This is a genomic window from Micromonospora sp. LOL_023, from assembly GCF_048060115.1.
Classification (GTDB): domain Bacteria; phylum Actinomycetota; class Actinomycetes; order Mycobacteriales; family Micromonosporaceae; genus Micromonospora_E.
In genome coordinates, this window is sequence record NZ_JBHMIM010000031.1 from 22995 (window position 1) to 41929 (window position 18935).

19 protein-coding genes are annotated in these 18935 nt (G+C 72.1%); 8 read left to right on the forward strand and 11 right to left on the reverse strand.

Annotated features, from left to right (window positions below; all coding sequences use genetic code 11):
* Positions 1–52: 52 nt before the first annotated feature.
* On the forward strand, positions 53–1066 hold the full coding sequence (locus tag ACFHVL_RS17735) for a hypothetical protein (RefSeq protein WP_416629158.1): 1014 nt from the start codon (positions 53–55) through the stop codon (positions 1064–1066).
* 51 nt (positions 1067–1117) lie between these two features.
* The gene (locus tag ACFHVL_RS17740; RefSeq protein WP_416629160.1) at positions 1118–2446 is read left to right on the forward strand and encodes an ABC1 kinase family protein; all 1329 of its coding nucleotides are present in this window, start codon (positions 1118–1120) and stop codon (positions 2444–2446) included.
* A gap of 108 nt (positions 2447–2554) precedes the next feature.
* Here ACFHVL_RS17740 and ACFHVL_RS17745 read toward each other — a convergent pair whose 3' ends face one another.
* The 4 genes from ACFHVL_RS17745 to ACFHVL_RS17760 form a co-directional block, all read right to left on the reverse strand.
* Positions 2555–2794: a hypothetical protein gene (locus ACFHVL_RS17745; RefSeq protein ID WP_416629161.1), complete on the reverse strand. Its 240-nt coding sequence runs from the start codon at positions 2792–2794 to the stop codon at positions 2555–2557.
* Between the two features lies 1 nt (position 2795).
* Positions 2796–3200: a WhiB family transcriptional regulator gene (locus ACFHVL_RS17750; RefSeq protein WP_416629163.1), complete on the reverse strand. Its 405-nt coding sequence runs from the start codon at positions 3198–3200 to the stop codon at positions 2796–2798.
* Positions 3201–3337: 137 nt separating this feature from the next.
* On the reverse strand, positions 3338–3772 hold the full coding sequence (locus tag ACFHVL_RS17755) for a hypothetical protein (protein WP_416629164.1): 435 nt from the start codon (positions 3770–3772) through the stop codon (positions 3338–3340).
* A 23-nt stretch (positions 3773–3795) separates the two neighbouring features.
* Positions 3796–6006, reverse strand: coding sequence for an ATP-dependent DNA helicase UvrD2 (locus ACFHVL_RS17760; RefSeq protein WP_416629165.1), 2211 nt, complete (start codon positions 6004–6006; stop codon positions 3796–3798).
* A gap of 94 nt (positions 6007–6100) precedes the next feature.
* Here ACFHVL_RS17760 and ACFHVL_RS17765 point away from each other — a divergent pair, with 94 nt between their 5' ends.
* The 4 genes from ACFHVL_RS17765 (at position 6101) to ACFHVL_RS17780 (ending at position 8481) form a co-directional block, all read left to right on the forward strand.
* Complete coding sequence (locus ACFHVL_RS17765) at positions 6101–6346, forward strand: mycoredoxin (RefSeq protein ID WP_326555438.1); 246 nt, start codon at positions 6101–6103, stop codon at positions 6344–6346.
* Positions 6347–6505: 159 nt separating this feature from the next.
* The gene (locus tag ACFHVL_RS17770; protein WP_416629167.1) at positions 6506–7654 is read left to right on the forward strand and encodes a helix-turn-helix domain-containing protein; all 1149 of its coding nucleotides are present in this window, start codon (positions 6506–6508) and stop codon (positions 7652–7654) included.
* Between the two features lie 40 nt (positions 7655–7694).
* Complete coding sequence (locus ACFHVL_RS17775) at positions 7695–7931, forward strand: DUF397 domain-containing protein (protein ID WP_416629168.1); 237 nt, start codon at positions 7695–7697, stop codon at positions 7929–7931.
* A 286-nt stretch (positions 7932–8217) separates the two neighbouring features.
* Positions 8218–8481 (forward strand): hypothetical protein, encoded by a 264-nt coding sequence (locus ACFHVL_RS17780; RefSeq protein ID WP_416629169.1) that lies wholly within the window; start codon positions 8218–8220, stop codon positions 8479–8481.
* Between the two features lie 168 nt (positions 8482–8649).
* On the opposite strand, the gene nudC is transcribed toward ACFHVL_RS17780, so the two are convergent.
* From nudC to ACFHVL_RS17805, 5 genes are all read right to left on the reverse strand, one after another.
* Positions 8650–9627 carry an NAD(+) diphosphatase gene (gene nudC / locus ACFHVL_RS17785; RefSeq protein ID WP_416629171.1) on the reverse strand — a complete coding sequence of 326 codons (978 nt, stop codon included), beginning with the start codon at positions 9625–9627 and terminating at the stop codon, positions 8650–8652.
* Positions 9624–10982, reverse strand: a complete 1359-nt coding sequence (locus tag ACFHVL_RS17790; protein ID WP_416629172.1) for a M16 family metallopeptidase — start codon at positions 10980–10982, stop codon at positions 9624–9626. The genes nudC and ACFHVL_RS17790 overlap by 4 nt, the downstream gene beginning before the upstream one ends.
* The gene (locus ACFHVL_RS17795; RefSeq protein ID WP_416629174.1) at positions 10979–12286 is read right to left on the reverse strand and encodes a M16 family metallopeptidase; all 1308 of its coding nucleotides are present in this window, start codon (positions 12284–12286) and stop codon (positions 10979–10981) included. The genes ACFHVL_RS17790 and ACFHVL_RS17795 overlap by 4 nt, the downstream gene beginning before the upstream one ends.
* A gap of 46 nt (positions 12287–12332) precedes the next feature.
* Positions 12333–13259 (reverse strand): hypothetical protein, encoded by a 927-nt coding sequence (locus ACFHVL_RS17800; protein ID WP_416629176.1) that lies wholly within the window; start codon positions 13257–13259, stop codon positions 12333–12335.
* Between the two features lie 69 nt (positions 13260–13328).
* On the reverse strand, positions 13329–13529 hold the full coding sequence (locus ACFHVL_RS17805) for a hypothetical protein (protein ID WP_416629177.1): 201 nt from the start codon (positions 13527–13529) through the stop codon (positions 13329–13331).
* A gap of 322 nt (positions 13530–13851) precedes the next feature.
* Between ACFHVL_RS17805 and ACFHVL_RS17810 the strand changes: the two genes are divergently transcribed.
* Together ACFHVL_RS17810 and ACFHVL_RS17815 are read left to right on the forward strand one after the other, a co-directional pair.
* A complete protein-coding gene (locus tag ACFHVL_RS17810) occupies positions 13852–15705 on the forward strand; it encodes a glycoside hydrolase family 15 protein (RefSeq protein ID WP_416629178.1) in 1854 nt (617 codons plus the stop codon).
* Positions 15702–17102, forward strand: a complete 1401-nt coding sequence (locus ACFHVL_RS17815) for a glucose-6-phosphate dehydrogenase (RefSeq protein WP_416629179.1) — start codon at positions 15702–15704, stop codon at positions 17100–17102. Before ACFHVL_RS17810 ends, ACFHVL_RS17815 begins: the two co-directional genes overlap by 4 nt.
* A gap of 27 nt (positions 17103–17129) precedes the next feature.
* Here the strand turns inward: ACFHVL_RS17815 and ACFHVL_RS17820 are convergent, their stop codons facing one another.
* Both ACFHVL_RS17820 and ACFHVL_RS17825 read right to left on the reverse strand, forming a co-directional pair.
* A complete protein-coding gene (locus tag ACFHVL_RS17820; protein ID WP_416629180.1) occupies positions 17130–18452 on the reverse strand; it encodes a DEAD/DEAH box helicase in 1323 nt (440 codons plus the stop codon).
* A gap of 176 nt (positions 18453–18628) precedes the next feature.
* Complete coding sequence (locus ACFHVL_RS17825) at positions 18629–18832, reverse strand: cold-shock protein (RefSeq protein ID WP_123605346.1); 204 nt, start codon at positions 18830–18832, stop codon at positions 18629–18631.
* Positions 18833–18935 lie beyond the last annotated feature (103 nt).

Consider the following 18935-nt stretch of genomic DNA (forward strand, 5'->3'; position numbering starts at 1 on the left):
GGCTGTGGATAACGAGCCGCCCAGCGTTCCGTTACGGCGACAGCCTGTAGCGATGACCACGAATTCGCTGCTGCGGCCCACCCTGCTTCCTGGCCTCACCCGCCTCTGGCGGGACCCGCACACCCTGCAGCTCGGCACCGATCCGGCGCACGCGGTCCTGTTGGAACTGGCCGACCCGGCGCTGGCCGATCTGCTCGACGCCCTCGACGGGACCCGACCGACCCGGGCGGTGCTGGACACCGCCGACCGGCTGGGCCTGCCCCGCGTACTGGCCCAGCAACTGCTCGACACCCTGACCGGCCACGGACTGATCGTCGGAGCGCACACCCTGCTGCCGGCCGGCCTGCCCGCCGGCTCCCGCCCCCGGCTCACCGCCGAGGCGACCGCCATCGCGTTGCGCGGTCGCGGCGGCACCGGCACCCCGGCGCAGATCCTGCGCCGCCGCGCGTACGCCCGGATCGCGCTGACCGGGCGCGGCCGGCTGGCCCGGCCGATCGCCGTCGCCCTGGCCGAAGCTGGAATCGGACATGTCGCGCTCGACCTCGACGATCCGGGAGCCGGCCGCGACGAGATTGCCCGAGCCGTCGCCGAGGCCGCGCCGGGGACCGCGACCGGGCCCATCCGCCGCGGCCGGGTCACCCTGGTGGTGCTGCTCGGCACCGACCGCCCGGCGAACCTGGTCGCCGCGAGTCACGCCCGCCACCGGCAGGCCCACCTACTGGTCGACATCCGCGACCACACGCCGGTCGTCGGCCCACTCGTGCCGGTCGCCGGCACCCCCTGCCTCAACTGTCTCGACCTGCACAGACGTGACCGGGATCCGGGGTGGCCGCAGCTGGCCGCCCAGTTGTGCGCCCTCGGCCCGGCGTCGACCTGTGACACCGCGACCCTGCTCGCCGCCGCCAGTATCGGCGCGGCGGAGATCCTGGCGTTCGTCGACGGCGGGTGCCCGGAGACGATCGGCGCGGCGGTGGAGGTGCACGCCCCCGCGCGGCTACGCCGCCGCGCCTGGTCGGCCCACCACGGTTGCCGCTGTCAGCACCGTCGCCGGGCCGCCGTGGCATGAGCCACTCTCAGGCAGGGGTCACCGTACGCGATCGTCGGTAACAATGGCCGGGTGACCGATATCCCGCGCTGGGCCGTGTCCAGGACCGCCAAGCTTGCCGCCCTGCCCCTGGGCTTCGCCGGGCGTACCGTCCTGGGGCTGGGTAAGCGGGTGTCCGGACTCGCCTCCGACGTCGTGTCCGCCGAGATCCAGGAACGCACCGCAGAGCAGCTGTTCAGCGTGCTCGGGCAGCTCAAGGGCGGTGCGATGAAGGCCGGCCAGGCGCTGTCGGTGTTCGAGGCGGCGCTGCCCGAGGAGTTGGCGGCGCCGTACCGGCAGGCCCTGACCAAGCTGCAGGAGGCGGCTCCGCCGCTGCCCGCCGCCAGCGTGCACAAGGTGCTGGCCGAGCAGCTCGGGGCGGACTGGCGCGACCTGTTCGTCGAATTCGACGATCATCCGGCCGCGGCGGCCAGCATCGGTCAGGTGCACAGGGCCAGCTGGCGCGACGGTTCCGACGGCGGTCGGGCGGTCGCGGTCAAGGTGCAGTATCCCGGTGCCGGCGACGCACTGCTGTCCGACTTCAACCAACTTGCCCGGTTGAGCAAGCTGTTCCGGGCCATCCAGCCCGGTCTGGACATCAAACCGCTGCTGGGCGAGCTGCGGGACCGGCTGGCCGAGGAGCTGGACTACGAGTTGGAAGCCGAGTCACAGCGGGCGTTCGCCGCAGCGTACGCCGACGACGACGAGATCCTGGTGCCGGCGGTACTCGCCGCCGCGCCCCGGGTGCTGGTCACCGAGTGGATCGACGGCACACCGCTTTCAAAGATCATCGCCGACGGCTCGCCGGAGCAGCGCGACCACGCCGGCCGGCTGATGTCCGTCCTGCACTTCTCCGCCCCGGCCCGGGCCGGCCTACTGCACTCCGACCCGCATCCGGGCAACTTCCGGCTGGCCGCCGACGGCCGGCTCGGGGTGGTCGACTTCGGGGCGGTGGCCCGGCTGCCCGGTGGGCACCCCGAACCGATCGGCCGGCTGGTCCGGCTGGCGCTCGACGGGGACGCCGACGCGGTGGTGGCCGGCCTGCGCGACGAGGGCTTCATCAAGGCGGACACCCCGATCGACGCCCACGCGGTGCTGGACTTCCTGCTGCCGATGCTCGCTCCGTTGGCGGCCGAGGAGTTCCAGTTCACCCGGCGGTGGCTGCGCGACGAGGCGACCCGGCTGGCCAACCCGAAGTCACCGGCGTACCAGTTGAGCCGGCATCTCAACCTGCCGCCGGCGTACCTGCTGATCCACCGGGTGACGCTCGGCTCGATCGGGGTGCTCAGCCAGTTGGAGGCCAAGGCGCCGTACCGGGAGGTCGTCGAACGCTGGCTGCCCGGCTTCGCGCCGGCAAACTGACCAGCACGGGCCGAACTGTACGACGCGGGGCCACCGGGAGATCGTCCCGGCAGCCCCGCGTCGGGGTGAGTCGGGCCGGTCGGGCCCCGTGGTCGGGGCCCGACTCGGTCAGCGCCCGCCGAGGATGCCGGCCCAGCGGTGCCGGGCCTGCATCGCGACGATACGGGCGGGTCGGGTTGCCTCAGTGCGCGCGGTGCCGGCCTGAGGCGGTTGCATTCGCGTTCGGGAGAGCGCTTCGTAGAGCAGATGCATGACGGATACTCCTGGGACGGTCGGTACGGAATTGCTGTTCACGGTGCTGGTGGGTGCCGCCGGCGTCCGGCCGGCGATCGCCGTGTTCGGATGCATGTCAGGCCGCCAACCGGACGGCGCGGTGGGAGTCGCCGACTCCGTCGGCCGCCATCCGTGCCGCGACCTCGACCTGCAGGGCCTCGTCACGGGCGACGTCCTCCTTACGGGGGCGGCCACGCGGCCGCTTGCGTGGCACCACGGCACCACGCTCGAAGATCTCGCCACCCCAGACGCCCCACGGCTCGGCCCGCTCGACCGCGCCGGCCAGGCACTGCACCCGCAGTGGACAGTCCACGCAGAGCGACTTGGCCAGCTCCAGTTCGGTCGGGGAGTCGGAGAACCACAGGTCAGGGTCGAACTTCCGGCACGGCAGGCCCGCCAGCACCTCCGGCTGGCCGGTCGCGGCCGGCCGACGCTGGGGCTGGGAGACACTGCGGTCGAGAGTGGCCAACGCCAGACTCATCGCCCGGTCACCTCTTTCTTTCGCTTCGATCTTGTAGATCGCTTCCGACGTGCTAGTACCTGTGCGGTCGCAAAAAATTAAGGCCGCGGATCCCGGTTACGGGTTCCGCGGCCTCGAGGTGAGCCGGTTGGTCTGTGTCAGACCGGCCTTCCTCGAGGGGGAACACCGCGGGCAGCATCCATGAACGGCTTCTTGACCGTCGGGACGGTGGTGCGGACGCTGCCCTCAGAGCTGATGCTGCCGTTGCTCGCCGTCACTACCGACGCGCCACGGTGCCGCAGCCATGCCTGCGCCCCCTGGGCCTGCTCTTCGACGATCTGGCGCCGACCGGTCGGACCGGTGGGCACCGCGGCGGCGGTGAGCTGGACGTTGCGGGTTGGCTGGAGCTGCACCTGGTGCGCCCCGGTCGACAGACCGGTGGTCGCGACGTCGGTCAGATAGCCGCCGACCGTCGAAGCGCAGGCAGCAGTCAGCGCCGACGTCGGAGTCAAATTGATCGCCATCGTCGTCATCTCCTGCCTGAACTCGTCACGGAAACCCTGGGCACCCCGGTCGAGCAGCCAGAACGCCACTGCTCGCGAGGTGTGAACTGAGGCTAAGCCTCTTGCGTGGCCGGGGGCAAACCATTTTCCGGGTCGGATTCCGAACTTTTTTGCGGAGCAAGATCATCTACCGCTGCGCCGGCGACCAGCAGACGCACCGCTTCGCCGTAAAGGCCCAGCTTGCGGGGCCCGATCCCGGCGATCGCCAGCAGTTCGGCGTCGCCGCCCGGCAGCCGCTCGGCGATCGCCAGCAGCGTCGCGTCGGTGAATACCACGTACGCCGGGACCCGTTGTTCCCCCGCCACCCGCGAACGCCACGTCCGCAACCGCTCCAGCAGCTCCTCGTCCAGATCGGACGGGCAGGTGGCGCACCGACCGAGCTTGCGGTCGACCCCGGCCAGCAGGGTCGTCCCACAGACCCGGCAGGACACCGGCTGCCCGCGACGCCGCTGGCCCGGCTTGTCCCCTGACGCCGCGCCGCGCTGCGCGCCGCCGCCGCCTGCGTCGGAGCGGTCCAGCTGCGGCAGGAACCGGCACGGCCGGCGGGCCCGGCCGGCGGGTGAGCGGGCCACCCCGTAGGAGAGCCAGAGCCACTGCCGGGCCCGGGTCACCCCGACATAGAGCAGCCGGCGCTCCTCCTCCACCTGCTCCGGCGTCCGGGCGTACGTGGTGGGCAGCGTCCCGTCGGCGAGCCCGACCAGGAACACCGCGTCCCACTCCAGGCCCTTCGCCGAGTGCAGCGACGCGAGCGTCACCCCGGCGACCGTCGGCACGTGCTGCGCCGCCGCCCGACGCGCCAACTCGGCGCAGAAGTCGGCCAACGACACCGACCGCTCGCTGACCGCCGCCTCCCCGACCGGCACCAGCACCGGCTGCGCGGCGGTCTCCTCAGCCAACTGCACCAACGCCGCCAAGGCCTCCCAGCGCTCCCGTGCCGCGCCACCGGGCGGCGGCTGGTCAGGCGCCCACCCCGTCGCGGACAACGCGGCCACGACCGCCTCCACCAACGGCGTCTCACCCGGCGTCGACCGGACGGCGGAACGCAGCGCCACCATCGCCTGGCGTACCTCGGCGCGCTCGAAGAACCGCTCCGCGCCCTGCACCGTGTACGGCACCGACGCCTCGGCCAACGCCTTCTCGTACGCCTCGGACTGAGCGTTGGTCCGAAACAGCACGGCGATCTCGGCGGCCGGCGTACCCGCCTCGATCAGTTGCGCGCAGCGGGCCGCGACCGCCGTGGCCTCGGCCGGTTCGTCGGTGAAGATCCGCACGTCCGGCTCCGGGCCGGGCGGGCGCTGGCCGACCAGCTCCAGCCGCAGCCGGGCCTCGGTGCCGCGGGCCTGCTTGATGACGGCGTTGGCCAACCCCACCACCTGCGGCGTCGAGCGGTAGTCGCGGACCAGCCGGACCACCACCGCGTCGCGGTGCCGGCGGGCGAAGTCGACCAGGTACGCCGAGGTGGCCCCGGTGAACGAGTAGATGGTCTGGCTCGCGTCACCGACCACCGTAAGGTCCGCACGCCGCCCCATCCACGCCTCCAGCAGGCGCTGCTGCAGCGGGTTGACGTCCTGGTACTCGTCGACCACGAAGTGGCGGTACTGCGCGCGTACCTGCTCACCGACGTCGGAGTGCTCCTCGATCCCCCAGATCGCCGCCCGCAGCACATCCTCGAAGTCGATCACCCCGTTGGCCCGTTTGATCTGCTCGTAGCCGGCGAACACCTCCGCGACCTTGGCCGGATCGTGCTGGGTCTCCCGCAGGGCCTTGGCCGCCGCGACGGCGTACTCGCCCGGCTCGACCATCGACGACTTCGCCCACTCGATCTCACCGGCCAGGTCGCGGGCGGCGGCCCGGTCGGTACGCACCCCGACCCGCCCGGCGGCGAGGGTGACCAGTCGGACCTTGCTGTCCAGCAGCTCCGGCATCTGCCGGCCGCTCAGCAGCCGGGGGGCGAAGTAGCGCACCTGGCGCAGCGCGGCGGCATGGAAGGTACGCGCCTGCACCGCGCCGGCGTCCAGCGCGCCGAGCCGGGCCCGCATCTCGGCCGCCGCCCGCGCGGTGAAGGTGACCGCCAGCACCTGCCGGGCCGAAATTTCGCCGGACAGCACCCGGTAGGCGATCCGGCTGGTGATCGCCCGGGTCTTGCCGGTGCCCGCGCCGGCCAGGATGCAGACCGGGACAGCCGGCGCGACCACCGCCGTACGCTGCTCCGGGTCCAGCCCGGCCAGTACGCGTTCGGGACCTGGGTCGCTGTACTCCGTCACGGGTAGGAATCATCGCAGCCCCGCCCGACGTTGCACCGGCTAGCCCGGGCGCCCACCCGGGCCGGACACCGTCCCCGACTGGGAGGATCAACCGATGTTGACCATGTATTCGACGAGCTGGTGCGGCTACTGCCACCGACTGAAGTCGCAGTTCGACCGGGAGAAGATCCCGTACGAGGTGATCGACATCGAGCGGGACACCGACGCCGCCGCCTACGTGATGGGCGTCAACGGCGGCAATCAGACGGTGCCGACGGTACGGTTTGCCGACGGTTCGGCATTGACGAACCCGAGCATCGTTCAGGTCAAGCAGCGCCTGGCGGAGATCACGACGAGCTGAGTCGCACTCACGGTCCGTCCCCACCGTCCACAACGTCGCAGTTGGCTAACACGCCCGGCAGAGGACCCCATCCGGGCAGCAACCGGTCCATACTGTTTCGGGCCGCGACGCACATCGCCGCGACAATGGCGGACATCAACGGATCGGGGGGAGTTTCCGGTGCAGCCCGAGCAGCCCATACCCAGCCCGACCCTGCGTCGCCGCCGACTCGGCAGCGAGCTGAGGCGGCTGCGAGAAGGTGCCGGACTGACCGGCGAGCAGGTGATCGAACGGGTCAACTGGGCGTCTGCGTCCAAGCTCTCCAGACTGGAGAACGGGCGCAGCCGCCCAGGAGTCGGCGATGTGATGGATCTGCTCGATCTGTACGGCGTCTCCGGCGACGAACGCGACGAGCTGGTCGCGATCGCCCGGGACGCCGGCAACACGCGGGCATTCCTCAGCGCGTACAAGGTGATGACCAGCCGGCAACGGGCGTACGCCGAACTGGAGGCCGGCTCCATCGCGATCCAGGAGTACGGCGCGGTCATCATTCCCGGGCTGCTGCAGACACCGGCCTACGCGAAGGTCCGCATCCTGGCGGCACGGCCACTGGGCGGCACCGCCGAGCGGCCGACGGCGGTCACGCAGCAGGCGGCCGGCACCAAGACCACCGGCGCGAAGTCGGCGGGTCACCGGTCGACCGGCCCGAAACGCAACGCCGACGATCCGGACACCGAGGTCGCCGCCCGCCAGTCCCGGCAGTCCATGCTGCTGCGCGGCAACGGGCTGCCCCGCTACACGGCCGTCCTGGAGGAGTCCGCGCTCGGCCTGCGCTGCGGGCCCCCCGACGTCATGGTCGAGCAGCTGCAGCACCTGCGCAACATGGCCACGTTGGCCAACGTCACCCTGCGGGTGCTGCCGCCCAACGCGACGATCGCCTCGTGGTTCCTGTCCGAGACCGCCTTCTCGATCTACCAATTCGCCGACCCGGAGGACCCCAGCGCGGTGGCGATCGAGACGCTGGCCGCCGACTTCATCGTCAACGACGCACCGGTGCTGCAGCGGTACGGCCAGGTCTTCGACTGGCTCTGCGAGGCGGCCCGCGACCCGGCCGAGTCGATCGACTGGCTCACCGAGGAGATCGGCCGGCACGTCGCCGCCGGGGCGACCGAGCTCGGCACGGTCCACACCGACCCCGAAACACCCACCATCCCTGCCCTGCCGTCCCTGCCCGCCATGGGCGGGGCGGGCCCTGGCCGTCCGGCCGGGCCACCAACTCAGCGTGGCCCGCGGGCCACGCGCCGGACCGAGCAGGCGACACCGGATTGACGGCCGCCAGCGTGGTCCGCTTGACCAGCAAGGAGCAGGAATGAACCCAGCAGATCAGTCCGGCGCGCCGATCACCGGGGCGGCCATGCCCGCCTGGCACAAGAGCAGCCGCAGTCAGAGCACCAACTGTGTGGAGGTCGGACCGCTGGCTGGCCAGGGCGCCCCGGTGCTGATGCGCGACAGCAAGGACCGTACCGGGCCGGTGCTGTCGTTCGACCGGGACACCTGGCGTGACTTCATCGACAGCGCGAAGTCGGGCGAGTTCGACCTGAACTGACCGCACTGATCCGTGCCGGGAGATCGTCCGGCACGGGCGGAACGAGCCGGGTGGCCACCGCCACCCCGACCCGGCTCGGGCCCGTCCTACCGCCCCGCCGCAGCCCCTGCACCACAAGGACCACCGTCGATCCCCCGAACGGTCATCCGGATCGATCCGATTGTCAGGTTTAACCGGTCGTCATTCCGGGTTCTCCACCTGTGGATACATCCGATGGAAGTTCCACGCAAATCCGGAAACCGCCATCGGCCGTCCGACAGTCGGTCACGGTTTCCCGGAGTCGCTCATGCGATATCTGATCGTCCGCACGGAGATCCGTGCGGTGGCACACGACGAACTCATCGCCGCCGTCGCCAACGGCCAACGCATCCGCGACGAGCGGAACACCCCCGAGCTACGCCGGCAGACGGTCTGCGCCGAAGACCGCGACGCGGCGATGCGGCTGGCCAGAGCCCTGTCCACGGTCGGGTCCGTGCGCTCCGGCCGGCAACGGGTCAAAGTCGTCCCGCTCCCGCTCCCGCTCCCGGTCACCGGGGCCGTCCCGACCTGACCGCCGGCCCCGATACGACCCGTCGTCGACCGGCCGGCCCACCACATCAGCCAAGGCCACGCCGACCGACACGGGCGAAGACCCCGGCCCGATGGGCAGCGCGGCAACGCTGCCCACGGGCCGGGGTTGTACAAAGGTCGGACCCGGTGACCCGAGGGAGCGTCGCCGTCAGTCGACGACCCAGCCGTGGATCAGGTAGGCGGCGATCGACGCCGGCGGTGCCAGCCGGACCACGAAGCCGTCGCCGGAGTCGACCCGCTCACCGGCGAGGATCGCCGACACCTCGGCCCGGCTGAACCAACGTGCCCGGACGATCTCCTCCGGGTCCGGCCGAATCGGCTGCTCCGGGTCGACGTACGCCAGATAGCCCAACATCAGGGTGCCGGGGAACGGCCAGGACTGGCTCGCGACGTAGGTCGACCGGGACAGGGTCATCCCCACCTCCTCGGCCACCTCCCGGGCGAGGGCCGCCTCCGCCGACTCGCCCGGCTCCACGAACCCGGCCAGGCAGGAGTAGAGCCGGTGTTGCCCGTCGCCGCGGCGCGCGTGGTGGTTGGCCAGCAGGCAGCGGCCGGCCGGCCCGGCCACACCGTCGGTCAGCAGCGCGATCACCGCCGGATCGGTACGCGGCCAGTTGCGCGCCCCATCGCTGTCCACCCGGGACCACCCGCCGTCGACAGCCCGGGTCGCCAGCCCGGTCGACGCCGCGTACGGATGTCGGGCATGCCAGCCGACCAGGGCCGCCGCCGTGGTGAACAGCCCGGCGTCGCGGTCGCCGAGCAGGTGTCCGACGTCGCGGACGGTCACCAGCCGGGCGGCATCCGGTACGGCGGCACCCAGCGCGGCGTCGACCGCGAAGATCGGGGTGCCGTCGTCATCCGTACCGAGAAAGATCCGATCCTCGACCGCGACGGCCGGTGCCTGCTCCGGGCCGACCAACACCAGTCCCAGCCCAGCGCCGGTGCCGTCGTCACGGACGAACGCCCGCCCGCCGGCCGCCGAGTCGACCACCAGCACCCGCGACCGGTCCCACGCCCGCGCCAACCACCGCGGATCGGTACGGTGCCGCGCCGCCCGGTCCACCGACGCGCGCGCCAACGGCGGCGGCCCGACGTCACCGACGGTGACCTCCGATCCGCTGTTCACCCGACCGCGCCGGGTGCGGCGACCTCGGTCAGCGCGGCGACCGGGCCGCCGATGCGGGCCACGTCCCCGAGTACCACGCCCAGCGCACCCGCCGGAGCCAGATACCGGGTGGCCGCGGTGGCGACCTCGTCGACGGTCACCGAGGCCAGCCGGGCGGTGTGCTCGGCGAGAAACTCCAACGGCAGGTCGAACCCGGCGTAGGTGCTGGCCAGGCCGGCCAGCCCGGCCTGCGTCGACATGCCCAGCTGCAGACTGCCGACCGCGTACTGCCGGGCCTGTTCCAGCTCGTCGGCACCGGGCGGCAGCACCGCCAGCCGACCCAGCTCGTGCAGCGTCTCCAGCAGGGCCGGCGCGGTCACCTCGGTGGCCACGTCGGCGGCGAGCATCAGCACCGACCCGGCGACCGAATGCTCGACCATCGAATACGGCCCGTAGCTGTAGCCCTTGTCCTCCCGGATGTTCTCCACCCAGCGCGACGAGAAGTAGCCGCCGAACACCATGTTCGCCAGCTGCAGCGCCGCGTGGTCCGGGTGCCGCCGGTCCACCGCCGGCAACGCGATCCGGATCGACGACTGCACCGATCCCGGCCGGTCGACCAGCAGCAGCGGTGCGGGCCGGGGATCGGGAGCGGGCGCGAGCCGCAACTGCCGCCCGGCGCTGGTCCAGCCGGCCAACGCCGCCTCGGCGGTGTCCAGGGCACGCTTGGGCGCGACGTCGCCGACCAGCACCAGGTGGGCCCCGGCCGGCCGCACCCGGTCGGCGTGCAGGGCGCGCAGCCCGGCGGGGCGCACCGCACGAACCTGGTCCGCCCCGGGCGTCGATTCGGCGTACGGATGCCGACCGTACAGCCGCCGGGCCAACGCCGTGCGGGCGAGGAACGCCGGCTGACTCAACGCCACCTGGATCCGGTCGGCGAGCCGGTCGCGCTCGATGGCCACCTCACCGGCGGGGTACGACGCGCCGGTGAGCACCTCACCGAGCAGCTCCAGCATCCGTTTCAGCCCGGTGACCAGGCCGGCGCCGGCGACCAGCAGCCGGTCGGCGTCGAGCCCGGCGGACAGTCCACCGCCGACCGCCTGCACCTCGGCGGCCAGTTCGACGCCGGAGCGCTCGGCGGTGCCGGAGAACAGGGTCTGGGACAGCACCGTCGCCCGGGCCAGCGGCGCGCGGGCGAACGGCACCCAGAGCCGGATCTCGACCAGCGGCACCGACGGGCGACGGATCGCGATCACCCGCAGCCCGTTGTCGAGAGTCCGCTCGGCGACCGTGGGCAACGGCGGTGTGCGGGTCGGCCCCAACGGTGGCAGCGGCCGCCGGACCCGGGTCGGCGGCTGCTCGGCCGTGTCGCTGCTCACTCGACGCCTCCGGGGACGACCTCGATCGCGGCCCGCCGCTGCGGTCGCAGCGCGGCGGCGGCCTGGCGGACCTGCTCCTCGGTGACCGTGCCGAGCAGCCGGGGCAACTCGTTGATCAACTCTGGTGCGCCGCGCTGCTGCTCCAGCACCGCCATCCGCAGCCCCCGGCCGAGCACACCGTCGGTGTCGCGCAGCAGATGGGTCGCCATCCGGGCCTGCACCCGGGCGAGCTCGCCCCGGACGAACCCGTCGGTCGCCAACCGGTCGACCTCCTCGTCCACGGCGGTGAGCACCTTGTCGACGTCGCCACCGGGCGGCAGATGCGCCTGCAGCACCAACGCCGACGGGTCCCGCACGTCGAACGGCTCCCCCTCGAAGCTGAGATAGCCACCGATGCTGGTCACCGACCGGTCACCGCGGACCAGTCGATCAACCAGCCGGGCCGCGTCGCCGTCGGTCAGCACCTCGGCGAGTACCACGTACGGCAGGTAGGCGTCGAGGTCGGTGATCGGATCCGGCACCCGCCAGGCGGCGGCGACCGCAGGCAGCGGTGCGAGCGGGTCGGCATAGGACTGCCGGCGCTCGGCGGTCAGGTCCGGCTCGGCGAAGCTCGGTCGGGTCGGCGCCGGCCGGGTCGGCACGTCACCGAAGTGCCGCTCGACGAGCTCGGTCGCGGCGGCCACGTCGAAGTCCCCGGCGACGGCGAGCACCGCGTTTCCGCAGGCGTAGTAGCGGGTGAAGAACTCGGCCGACTCGCCGACCGTGGCGCTGTCCAGATCGACGAAGGACCCGTACCCGTCGTGTGCGTTGGGGAAGGTGTCGAACATCACCGGCGGCAGATGCAGCCAGGGAAACCCGCCGTACGGCCGGTTCAGCACGTTGACCCGGATCTCCTCCTTGACCACGTCGACCTGGTTGCGCAGGTTCTCCTCGGTCAGCTGCGGACCGCGCATCCGGTCGGCCTCCAGGAACAGCGCCCGTTCCAGCGCGTTGCTCGGCAGCACCTCGTAGTAGTCGGTGTAGTCCAGATGGGTGCTGCCGTTGAACGTCCCGCCGGAGCCCTGCACGTGGCGGAAGTGCGCCAGCTTCGGCAGATTCTCCGAACCCTGGAACATCAGGTGTTCGAACAGGTGCGCGAAACCGGTTCGGCCCGGTGGCTCGGAACGGATCCCGACGTCGTAGACGACCGCCACGCCGACCACCGGCGCGCTGCGGTCGGGCGCGAGGACCACCCGCAGGCCGTTGGCGAGAGTGAACCGCTCCACCGGGTACGCGGTCGCCGGAATCCGTACTGTTCGCGCCACGGACCGACCCTAACCTGTCGACGCCCCGCCCCGGAGTGGCGCCGGATCATTCGACGCGAACCGATGCGTACAGATCCTCGACCACCCAGTCGAGTTGACGGTGGGTGCCCGGGATGGAGACGAACAGCACCGCGGCGGTGGGCCGACCGACGTCGATGCAGGCCACCGCCACCAGCTCGTCGGTGGCCTGCAGGCCGGGCTGGGTGAAGTACAGCCGAAACACGGTCAGCCAGGCCGGGCGACCACCGAGGGTGGTGCGCTCGTCGCGGATCGAATCCATCCGGTTGGGCTGCGGGTAGTACTCGGCCCGCACGTCTGCGGCCACCTGCCGGCCCACGCATTCCAGGTCGAGAGTGAGCGCGTCGTTCTCGGCGAACGGCACGGCTGCCGACAGGATCGAGGCGTGGTAGTCGCTGAACCCGTTGTAGCGCTCCTCGGTGACGAAATGCTGGCCCATCTTGTACGGCACCCGCAGTGATCCGGCGTTCCACACCACCCGCCACGGCTGCCACGGTTCGTCGTACCGACGGTAGGAGATGCCGGCGTCCGGGTCGATGGTGCGCGGCGGGTCCGACGCCGACGGGTCCGGAGCCGGGGTGGCCGGCGGAGCCGGGGTCGGCGGCGGCGTCTCCTCGACCGGCGCGCCGGTCGGTCCGGGGCACAGTTGGGCCAGCGGAGGCCGCACATCCGGCGGCGGTGCCGGGGTCCGCAGCGGACCCACGTTGCCCGACAGCGCCAACGCCAGCACGATCACCAGCCCGGCGGCGAGGATCAACCCGGCGGCACCGCCGAACCACCACAGCAGGGCGGAGCCGCGCCCGCCGGGCGGCGGCACCGGCGGGACGTCCGATCCCGGTGCCGGGACGCCACCTGATGGCGAATGGTACGGCGTACTGGTCCGGGTGACCGTGCCGGCGGCCCAGTCCACGGCGGCCCCGGACGGTGGCCGGGCGGGTGGCGGCGTGGCAGACATCTCCGTTAGTGAAGCACCTCTCGGCGAGGAAACCGGCAGCGCCCCGCATCAGCCCGGGTGTGCCGTGGGTCAGCCCGCGTCCGGCGCGCCGTGATCGGCGGCGACCCTGGCCGGCTCGGGCGCGTGCAGCTCGACCACGCCAGGGGCGGTGGTGGCGATCGGGCCGGCGTACCAGGGGGTGACGACGGTGACCAGCGCCAGCAGCACACCGACCAGCGCGACCCCGACGACGAACAGGATCTCCCGTGTCGCGCTGGTGTCGGTGACCATGCCCACCACACCTCCCTGCCGGTCGCGACCGAAGCCCCGTACCCGGACGCCACCGACAGGATCCCGACAACGGACGTGGCGTGCAGTCAGCCATCGGACCAAAAGCGTGAATGTCTCGCGGATCCGACCGACCGGACGACGATGCCCTTCATCCGGCCGGCTCGATCAATTGGCGATCCCGCCGATCCGGCTCAGCCACTCGGCCGAGCCCCGCGACGCGTCAACTCGAGTCCGGTGGGGTACGAGTCCGGGAAATGGCCACCGGTACCGTCGGCGAACCCGCCGAAAACGGTGCGGCCGGACACACCACGAGGAGACGCCCGTGACGGACCAGCTGGCGGAGATCGCGGCCCGTCCACTACCCAAGTCGACCGACGGCTACCCGGACATCGCCGACCATGGACTGATCGGCGACGGCCAGACCGCCGCCCTGGTCGGCGTGGATGCCACCGTACGGTGGCTCTGCCTGCCCCGGTTCGACGGCCCGGCGCTGTTCGCCGCGCTGCTCGACACCGACCGCGGCGGAGCCTGGACGCTGCGGCCGGCCGGGCTGCGCGGTGTCCGGCAGGAGTACCTGCCGGACACCGCGGTGCTGCGTACCGAACTGCACACCGCCACCGGGCGGCTGGAGGTCCGCGACGCGCTACTGGTCAGCGGCGACGACCTGCACGGATCGCCCGAACTCGGTCCCCACTGCGGCGAACTCGCCCGGCTGGTGACCGTCACCGACGGCGAGGTCGACCTGGCGATCGGTCTGACCGGCCGGGGCGGGCTGCGCCCGAACGCCGGTGCCGAGGAGATCCGCATCGACTTTCCCGCCGGCGACGGGACACAACTTCGGCTCACCGCCAGCCGGCCCGTCCCGGGGCTGGACCGGCTCGCCGGCCGGATCCGGTTGACCGCCGGTGAACGGCTCGGACTGGTGTTGCGCTGGGCCGACGGGCCGACCCGCAACCGCGACGCGGATCAGGTCAGCGCCGCGCTGGAGCGGACCGCCGCCGCCTGGCGCCGGTGGAGCCAGCAGATCAACTTCACCGGTCCGCAGACGGACCTGGTCCGGCGCAGCGCCATCACGCTCAAACTCTGTGACGACCACGACAGCGGCGCGGTGGTCGCCGCCCCGACGTCGTCGCTGCCCGAGGCGATCGGTGGGCAGCGCAACTGGGACTACCGGTTCACCTGGGTACGCGACGCCGCGTACACGGTCTACGCGCTGCGCCGGGTCGGCCTGACCACCGAGGCGGACTCGTTCCTGTCCTGGGTGCTGCAGGCCTGCACCAGGGACGGGCGGCCACATGTGCTCTACACCCTCGACGGCACCCGGCCGGCGGCGGAACGGATCGACCCCGACCTGGCCGGCTATCGCGGGTCGCGCCCGGTGCGCTGGGGCAACGCGGCGGCCGACCAGATCCAACACGACGTGTACGGCGAAATCCTCGACTGTGCCTGGCAATGGGCCCGGACCGGCCGACGGATCGACGAGCAGCGGTGGACGAGGCTGACCCGGCTGGGTCGCTCGGCACTGGAGAACTGGCGCACCCCCGATCACGGCATCTGGGAGATCCGTCACGCGGGCCGTCCGTTCACCTACTCGGTGGCGATGTGCCAGGTGGCGGCCGACCGGATGGCCCGGATGGCGACCGCCACCGGGCGACGCGACGAGGTCGGGCCCTGGCGGCGGGCCGCCAGCGAGATCCGTGACGCGCTGCTCACCGAGGCGTGGGACGACGACGCCGGCCACTTCACCGAGCACCTCGGCCAGCCTGGCACGCTCGACGCCAGCCTGCTCGCGCTGCCGCTGCGCCGGGTGGTCGACCCGGCCGACCCGCGGATGGTCGCCACCGTCGACGCGGTGCAGCGCCGCCTCGGCGCCGGTGGTGACCTGCTCTACCGCTACCTGCCCCACGAGTCACCGGACGGGTTGGCCGGCGACGAGGGTGCCTTCCTGCTCTGCTCCTTCTGGTGGGTGGACAACCTCGCCGGCAGCGGGCAGCTGGACCGGGCCCACGAGCTGTTCGACCAGCTCTGCTCCCGGGTCAACCACGTAGGGCTGCTACCCGAGCAGATCGACCCCGCGACCGGTGCCTTCCTGGGAAACTTCCCGCAGGCGTTCAGCCACATCGGGTTGATCAGCAGCGCGGTCAACCTGGCCCGGTACGGAGGGAAGCGCCCGTGACAGCGAACGTGATCGTGCTCGGCGCCACCGGCGACCTGACCACCCGCTACCTGCTGCCCGGGCTGGCGCAGCTGCGCGAACTCGACCGGCCGGCCAGCGGGCTACGGATCATCGGGGTAGCCCGCGACGAGATCGACGAACGGACCTTCCGGCAGCAGATCGGTACGGCGCTACGCGAACACGCCCCTTCGGTGGCGGCCAAGGCCCGCGCCGGGCTGGCCGACACGGCCGGCTACCTGTCCGGCGACGTCACCGACCCGGAGGTGCTGACCGCCGCGCTGCGGGCGGCCCGCACCGGCGAACACGCCAGCCAGGGCGACGATCCGGTGGTGGTCTACCTGGCGTTGCCACACGGACTGTTCGAACGGGTCGCAACCGCGTTGGGCCGCTGTGACCTGCCGCCCGGGATCCGGGTCGTGGTGGAAAAGCCGTTCGGTGAGGACCTGGCCAGCGCCCGCCGGCTCAACACCGTGCTGCATCAGGTGCTGCCGGACGACCGGGTGTTCCGGGTGGACCACTTCCTGGCCAAGCAGACCGTGCTGAACCTGCTCGGGCTGCGGTTCGCCAACCGGGTGCTGGAGCCGCTGTGGAGCAACACACACATCACCGGCATCGACATCGTCTTCGACGAGACGGTCGACGCGCAGGGGCGGGCCAGCTACTACGACCACGCGGGCGCGTTGCGGGACATGGTGCAGAACCATCTGCTGCAGCTGTTGACCCTGGTGGCGATGGAGCCGCCGCTGACCATCGACCCGGCCGATCTGGCGGTACGCAAACGCGACGTGCTGCGGGCGGTCCGCCCGATCCGCGACGCCGACGTGGGCCGCTGCACCGTCCGGGGCCGCTACACCGCTGGCACCGTGCGGGGCCGGCGCGGCGAGCGGACCGTGGCCGGCTACGTCGACGGCGTCGGCGTCGACCCGGCACGGGCCACCGAGACGTACGCCGAACTCACCGTATATATCGACAACTGGCGGTGGTCCGGGGTGCCGTTCCGGTTGCGTACCGGTAAGGCACTGGCCGCCGACCGGCGGGAGATCGTGGTCCGCTTCGCCGACGTGCCACACGCGATCTTCGCCGACCGGGACAGCCGGTGCAACGAACTGCGGCTGCAACTCGACCCGGACCGGATGTCGCTACGACTCAACGTCAACGGCATCGGAGACCCGTTCGACCTGGAGCCGGTCGAACTGGTCACCGAACTGGCCCGGCAGGCACCCAGCCCGTACGGGCAGCTGCTGCTGGCCATCATCGACGGTGACACCCGACTGTCCGCGCAGGCGCAGGAGGCCGAGGAGAGCTGGCGGATCATCGAACCGGTCCTGGACGGCTGGGCCGCCGGCCGGTCACCGTTGCTGGACTACCCGGCCGGCAGCGGTGGCCCGACCGGGTAGTCGAAAGACGTAGTTGGTGTCGGTTTGTCAGCGGGCGGCTGGGCGGCGGGCGGCTGCTGCCGGCCGGCGGCGGCCGCCCGGACGGCGACCCGGCCGGTTGCCACCGCCACCAGCGGCGGCTGAAGAACGCACCGGCGCGGCGGCGACCGTCACCGGCACCCCGCTCGGCGTACGCGCCCCGGTGACCCGGGCCAGCTCGCCGTCGCCCGGACGCACCCACACCAGCTCCGGCCGGATCTTCGCCGCGGCGAAGAGCCGGTCCATCTCGCGGCGCTGCTCGGGCAGCACCAGGGTGGCCACCATCCCGGTCGCGCCGGCCCGGGCGGTACGCCCGCCCCGGTGCAGGTAGTCCTTGTGGTCGGCCGGCGGGTCCACGTTGACCACCAGGTTGAGGTCGTCGATGTGGATGCCCCGGGCCGCGACATCGGTGGCGACCAGCGCGGTGATCTGCCCGGACTTGAACTGCTCCAGGATCCGGTTGCGCTGGCCCTGGGACTTGCCGCCGTGCAGGGCCGCTGCCCGGACCCCGCTGGCGAGCAGCTGGCGGGCCAGCCGGTCGGCGCGGTGCTTCGTACCGATGAACATGATGACCCGGCCGTCGCGGGCCGCGATCGCCGCCGCGGCGGCCGGCTTGTCGGCGGCCGAGACGTTGAGCATGTGGTGGGTCATCGCGCTGACCGTGGCGGTACCCGGGTCGACCTGGTGCGACACCGGGTTGCTGAGGAACTCGCGGACCAGCCGGTCGACTCCACGGTCCAGGGTGGCCGAGAAGAGCATCCGCTGCCCGCCCGGCGCCACCTGGCGCAGGATCATGGTGACCTGTGGGAGGAAGCCCATGTCGGCCATCTGGTCGGCCTCGTCCAGCACCGCGACGGTGACGTCCTCGAGCCGGCAGGCACCCCGGTTGACCAGGTCGTTGAGCCGGCCCGGGGTGGCGACGACGATCTCCGCGCCGGAGCGCAACGCGTCCGACTGGCGGCCCAGCGACATGCCGCCGACGACGGTGACGCAGCGCAGCTTGGCGGCCCGCGCGTACGGCTCGATCGCGGCGGTCACCTGCTGGGCCAGCTCACGGGTGGGGACCAGGACCAGGGCCAGCGGACGGCCCGGCCGGGCCCGCCGCCCGGCGGTACGGGCGACCAGCGGCAGGCCGAAGGCGAGCGTCTTGCCGGAGCCGGTGCGGCCCCGGCCGAGGACGTCGCGACCGGCCAGCGAGTCGGGCAGCGTCGCGGACTGGATCGGGAACGGCTCGTTGATGCCGTTGGCGGTCAGCGCGGCGAGCAGGCTGGCCGGCAGCCCGAAATCGGCGAACGACGCCGATTGGGCAGGGTTCAGTGTGGTGGTGCTCATGATCGGAAGGACCTTCCGCTAGATGGCACGTAGCGAGGAAGGCGCCAGGCGGCAGAGCCGCCAGCGGTCACAAGCACGAACCAGGATGCAACAGGATGTGACACGAATCAGAATCTGACCTGCCGTGGCCCGGCCCCCACCAGTCGACGGGAGCCGGACCGCACGCACAGGGTGTCTCAGAGCGGGCGGATGTTCGCCGCCTGCGGGCCCTTCTGGCCCTGGGTGATCTCGAACTCGACCCGCTGGTTCTCGTCCAGGCTCCGGTAGCCGGAGGACTGGATGGCCGAGAAGTGGGCGAACACGTCGGCGCCGCCCTCATCCGGGGTGATGAAGCCGAAGCCCTTGTCCGCGTTGAACCACTTGACGGTGCCTACTGCCATGTAACTCATTCTCCTTGACGGAACGATCGGTCCCGAGACTGCCTGCGGGCCGATGGAAGATCCACGCTGCTACGCGGATCGGCGTCGCGGTGCTGATCGCCCC

What these genes read in the sequence shown, in the direction of transcription:
- ACFHVL_RS17775 (WP_416629168.1), top strand. Translation starts at nt 7,695, where the DNA reads ATGAACCCAGCAGATCAGTCCGGCGCGCCGATCACCGGGGCGGCCATG.
- ACFHVL_RS17780 (WP_416629169.1), top strand. Translation starts at nt 8,218, where the DNA reads ATGCGATATCTGATCGTCCGCACGGAGATCCGTGCGGTGGCACACGAC.
- ACFHVL_RS17765 (WP_326555438.1), top strand. Translation starts at nt 6,101, where the DNA reads ATGTTGACCATGTATTCGACGAGCTGGTGCGGCTACTGCCACCGACTG.
- ACFHVL_RS17825 (WP_123605346.1), bottom strand. Translation starts at nt 18,832, where the DNA reads ATGGCAGTAGGCACCGTCAAGTGGTTCAACGCGGACAAGGGCTTCGGC.
- ACFHVL_RS17750 (WP_416629163.1), bottom strand. Translation starts at nt 3,200, where the DNA reads ATGAGTCTGGCGTTGGCCACTCTCGACCGCAGTGTCTCCCAGCCCCAG.
- ACFHVL_RS17745 (WP_416629161.1), bottom strand. Translation starts at nt 2,794, where the DNA reads ATGCATCCGAACACGGCGATCGCCGGCCGGACGCCGGCGGCACCCACC.
- ACFHVL_RS17800 (WP_416629176.1), bottom strand. Translation starts at nt 13,259, where the DNA reads ATGTCTGCCACGCCGCCACCCGCCCGGCCACCGTCCGGGGCCGCCGTG.
- ACFHVL_RS17735 (WP_416629158.1), top strand. Translation starts at nt 53, where the DNA reads ATGACCACGAATTCGCTGCTGCGGCCCACCCTGCTTCCTGGCCTCACC.
- ACFHVL_RS17805 (WP_416629177.1), bottom strand. Translation starts at nt 13,529, where the DNA reads ATGGTCACCGACACCAGCGCGACACGGGAGATCCTGTTCGTCGTCGGG.
- ACFHVL_RS17820 (WP_416629180.1), bottom strand. Translation starts at nt 18,452, where the DNA reads ATGAGCACCACCACACTGAACCCTGCCCAATCGGCGTCGTTCGCCGAT.